The 4,290-nt window shown below is 36.0% G+C and carries 3 protein-coding genes; all 3 read left to right on the top strand.

What is annotated here, in order from left to right; genetic code table 11:
• Positions 1-195: 195 nt before the first annotated feature.
• Positions 196-1,332, top strand: coding sequence for an alanine--glyoxylate aminotransferase family protein (locus ABRY23_14360; GenBank protein ID MFA3784239.1), 1,137 nt, complete (start codon positions 196-198; stop codon positions 1,330-1,332).
• A 460-nt stretch (positions 1,333-1,792) separates the two neighbouring features.
• Positions 1,793-2,857, top strand: a complete 1,065-nt coding sequence (locus ABRY23_14365; GenBank protein MFA3784240.1) for a hypothetical protein — start codon at positions 1,793-1,795, stop codon at positions 2,855-2,857.
• Between the two features lie 253 nt (positions 2,858-3,110).
• On the top strand, positions 3,111-4,290 hold a 1,180-nt coding region (locus ABRY23_14370; protein ID MFA3784241.1), incomplete at its 3' end, for a hypothetical protein.

The raw sequence follows: 4,290 nt of genomic DNA on the forward strand, positions 1-4,290 counted from the left end.
TAAAAGTAAAAAGGCAAAAGGAAAGAGATAAAAGTAAAAAGGCAAAAGTAAAAAGATGGAAGTAAGAAGGTAAAAGATTTAGAAAACAATCTTCCGTTTTATCTTTTTACTTTGTCCTTTTGCTTTTTTACTTAATTATTATACTTTTTACTTTATCCTTTTTTCTTTTTACTTTACAATCTGTGGGAATAAATCATGTACAAGTCATTTCAACCACCAAATCGTATTTTAATGGGACCCGGGCCATCAAATGTTCATCCTCGTGTTCTTGAAGCTTTATCGAAACCAACTTTAGGTCACCTCGACCCAAAATTCATAGAGCTGATGGATGAAATAAAAGAATTGCTTAAATACACATTTAAAACGGAGAGCGATTCAACCTTTGTACTTTCTGGTCCAGGTAGCTTAGGAATGGAAGCATGTTTAGTAAATCTTGTTGAACCTGGTATGAAAGTCGCAGTTTGTATAAGCGGATATTTTGGAAATCGAATGAAACAGATAATTGAAAAAATAGGTGCTATTCCAATCGTAGTAAATGAAAAGTGGGGACGCGCAGTTGATCCGCAAAAACTGGAAGACACATTAAAAGCTAATCCGGACGTTAAAGTCGCTGCATTTGTTCATGCTGAAACATCAACAGGAGTTCTCCAAGATATTAAAACACTTTCTGATATTGCACATAAATATGATTGTCTTGTTGTTGCTGATACTGTAACTTCATTGGGTGCTGTCGAAGTGCGAGTAGATGAATGGCAATTGGATGCAGTGTATTCATGTTCACAAAAAGGATTATCATGTGTGGCTGGAATGTCACCCGTTACTTTCAGCGAACGAGCTATTAGCCACATTAAAAACAGAAAAACTCCAATTCAAAGCTGGTTTAACGACCTTAATTTATTAATGAGTTATTGGGGGAACAATCCAAAGCGAGCATATCATCACACAGCACCAGCGAATCATTTTTATGGAATTCATGAAGCTCTCTCTATATTAAAGGAAGAAGGAATTGAAAACTCGTGGAGAAGACATAAAGAAAACAGTGCGAAGTTTATACAACGGCTGTCAGAATTGACCACTACGTGTAAAAAAATTAATCTTGAACCGCTTGTACCCGAAGGCGAAAGAATACCAAACTTAATTGCGGTAAAAGTCCCCGAAGGTGTTGATGAAGCAAAAGTAAGAACCGAGCTTCTTCAAAAACATAATTTGGAAATCGGAGCTGGACTTGGAGAGCTTACCGGAAAAATCTGGCGCATAGGATTGATGGGCTACAACTCGAATGAAAAGATGATTGATTACTGTATAGGTTCGTTGAAAGATGTGTTGAGTTAATTTTTTAGCGTTCAGTTAGAAACTAATGATTATATGTGAACGTGGGTCTGTCCGACTTAAGTCAAGATCTTATCATGTTGAAAATGTAACGGACTGAACCGACTTTCGTTACCCATTTTCGGGAAGTGTTCAGACCTACCAAATTGTCCCTCTTAAGATAAAAATACCCCTTATACAAGCAATTCTTCTTCAACTTGAAAATCTTTTTGATTTTTTAGCCAAAAATCCTTCGATTTTGAGCTGAATTCAAGGCATTTAAATCACTCTTTAAAAAATGTACGCAATCATACTGATTTGCTTTTTTGAAATAACCATTATATTTGTAAAAATATGATTAAGGTCTGAACGGCGTTCCGCCTACATTGTAAGTCGGTTCGCTGAACCGACTGATGCTTAGTCGGAACAGCGTTCCGACCTACAAAGCAAGTCGATTCGCTGAATCGACTAAGGAGAGCCTGAAATGCTTAAAAAAATATTTATAACAGTAGTCGGTGCTTTGTTAATCCTCAACTCGTGTAACAGCAACCCAGTTATACCGCCGGAGATACAACCCGGTAGAAGGGATTACACGTGGACGGTGGACACAGTTAATTACCCGAATTATTTAACTAGAATTTGGGGGAGTTCTCCGACTGATGTATGGTGTGTGGGTCCCGCTGGGGATCTATATCGAACTATTTGGCATTTTGATGGAGAAAAATGGTCTACTGACAATATTTTTCGTCCTATTTCACCAGCATCTGTTTTTGGTTTTTCGAATGATAATGTATATATCGGTACAGGTCGGGGCAAAATTTGGCATTTCGACGGAACGGTCTGGACTGAGGTAGCTGCATTAACAAAAGACGGACACAATAATATTGCGTTTGATAATATGTGGGGCGAATCACCAAACGACTTTTATGCTTTCGGAGCGTACGCAGAACAAAATAATTTATACAATAATAGTGTTATTGCACATTATTCCAGCAGTAATTGGACAATACTGAATACAGATGGACTGCAGGGCATTGTTGAGCGTTTTTATAGAAATGAGCCGGACAGGAAATTTTATGTACAAACTTATAAAATTGGCGGGGGACAATATCCCGATAGCACACTTATATATGAATATACACCAGTACTTTTAATCCCTAAAAAATATAACAGGATTTACGGAAGTATAGAGACAAAGGGGCAGCAAGCAGATATTAGTGTTATTAACGGCGAGGTTTATTTTGTTTTAGGGAATGAAATAGCGAAGCGGGTAAATAATAAATTTCAGACTTATTTAACAGTAGACAATCCTAATTTTTACCAGCGAATTTGGGGAAGAAATTCAAAAGATATTTTTCTTTTGATGACAGACGGCTTAGCTCATTACAATGGAAACGACATTGAATATTTATTTTATTTCAACAAACCAAGAACCCAAATTTATATTGGCGGTGCAGCATTATTTGATAGTGAAGTTTTCTTTTTGGCAGATGAATTCTCAACGGGTTTATATTTAATCTATCACGAAAAATTAAATGATAGAGGTTAAAGCTTAATAATATCCGGAGACAGTGCTGGAACACTGTCTCTTTTGAAAGAATAATCCTATCAAGGTTGGCTGCCTTAATTTTTCATTCATTAGGATGAAATGGACTATTCTGTTTTTAAACCTAATAAAATTTTATCAACAAAAAAGGAGGTTAACCACAGAAAAAATCATAATAGCTGTTTCAAAATTAGAGATAAGGTAAAAAAAGAAGTAAAAAGCTCAATGATTTTCAAATCAAAAAAAAGAGGAAGTTATGAAAACTATTAGAATTCTTACTGTGTTATTCTTCTTAGTAATTAATTTTTATAATATTACTTTTGCACAAGAAGAATACTCCAGCAATTTTATCGCAGCGAAAAATATTCAAAGATATTCTCAATTAGGCACTACATATTATTCTTCCGGTCCACAGGAACATTATTATGCTGGGCTCCAAGATGATGAACCAGGAGATGCAAATATGTTTAGATTGAAAGTTGCTTATGATCTAAGTTCAATTCCGTCAAATGCAGTGATCCAAAGTGCAGAGTTAACATTACAGGGGAGATATACATCAAATTTCCCTTCGGAGTATACCCAAACTTGGGTTTACATTAAGAAGTATGAATATAGTTTTAATGAAATTTCCGAAACAGTATGGCAAATTATGGACACTTCCAAAACTCTATTTAGTACAGCAATTCCTAGAACCGTTTATAATTTTAACACAGTACAAGAATTCACTTCTGATTCTGATTTAAGTAAGTACGTAAAGAGTAAGTTGGGAGGGTCATTATACTTAGCTATAATGTCCGACGAGAGTTTCTATACAGGATATTCGGCAAATGTTCTTGATTTTTATAATGGACAAGTCAAATTAAAAATAATCTACACAGTACCTCCATCAGTTGTAACAATCACTGCCGATAATAATTTTACAGATAACAGTGGACAAGGAACTCATGGTTCGATAAAAGTTGACGACAGCATAATATATACAGCCCCCTTTCCCTTTCAACGAAATACCGGAACAAACGTAACATTAGAGGCAGTATCCCCACAAACAGACAATCTTGGTTATCAAGAAGTATGGCATACTGGTTCCTATAATCCAAGCGAGTGGCGAAGAAATGGTATATTCAGATCCAATGATAATCCATATAGTTTTACAGTTTCATCCGATGATAATAATAAAACCCATCAGGCACAATTTAGACAATTACGATTTACAACAAGCGGTACACTTTCAGAAGACGAAACATGGTGTGCAAATGTCACCTTAACCGGCAATGTTACAGTTCCTTCTGGCATTACTTTAACTGTAACCTCTGATGTCACAGTTAATTTCAACGGCTACGGTATTTTACTTTACGGCGGCACCGTGAACTTCCAAGGCGGCGACCCTAATTGTGTTTACTTAAAACAAAGCGGCTCGTTAAAAGGATACTTTGGAA

The organism is Melioribacteraceae bacterium 4301-Me, from assembly GCA_041538185.1.
GTDB classification, from domain to species: domain Bacteria; phylum Bacteroidota; class Ignavibacteria; order Ignavibacteriales; family Melioribacteraceae; genus Pyranulibacter; species Pyranulibacter aquaticus.

Excerpts from the sequence above, each read along its gene's own strand:
- ABRY23_14360 (MFA3784239.1), top strand. The coding sequence starts at position 196 with ATGTACAAGTCATTTCAACCACCAAATCGTATTTTAATGGGACCCGGG.
- ABRY23_14365 (MFA3784240.1), top strand. The coding sequence starts at position 1,793 with ATGCTTAAAAAAATATTTATAACAGTAGTCGGTGCTTTGTTAATCCTC.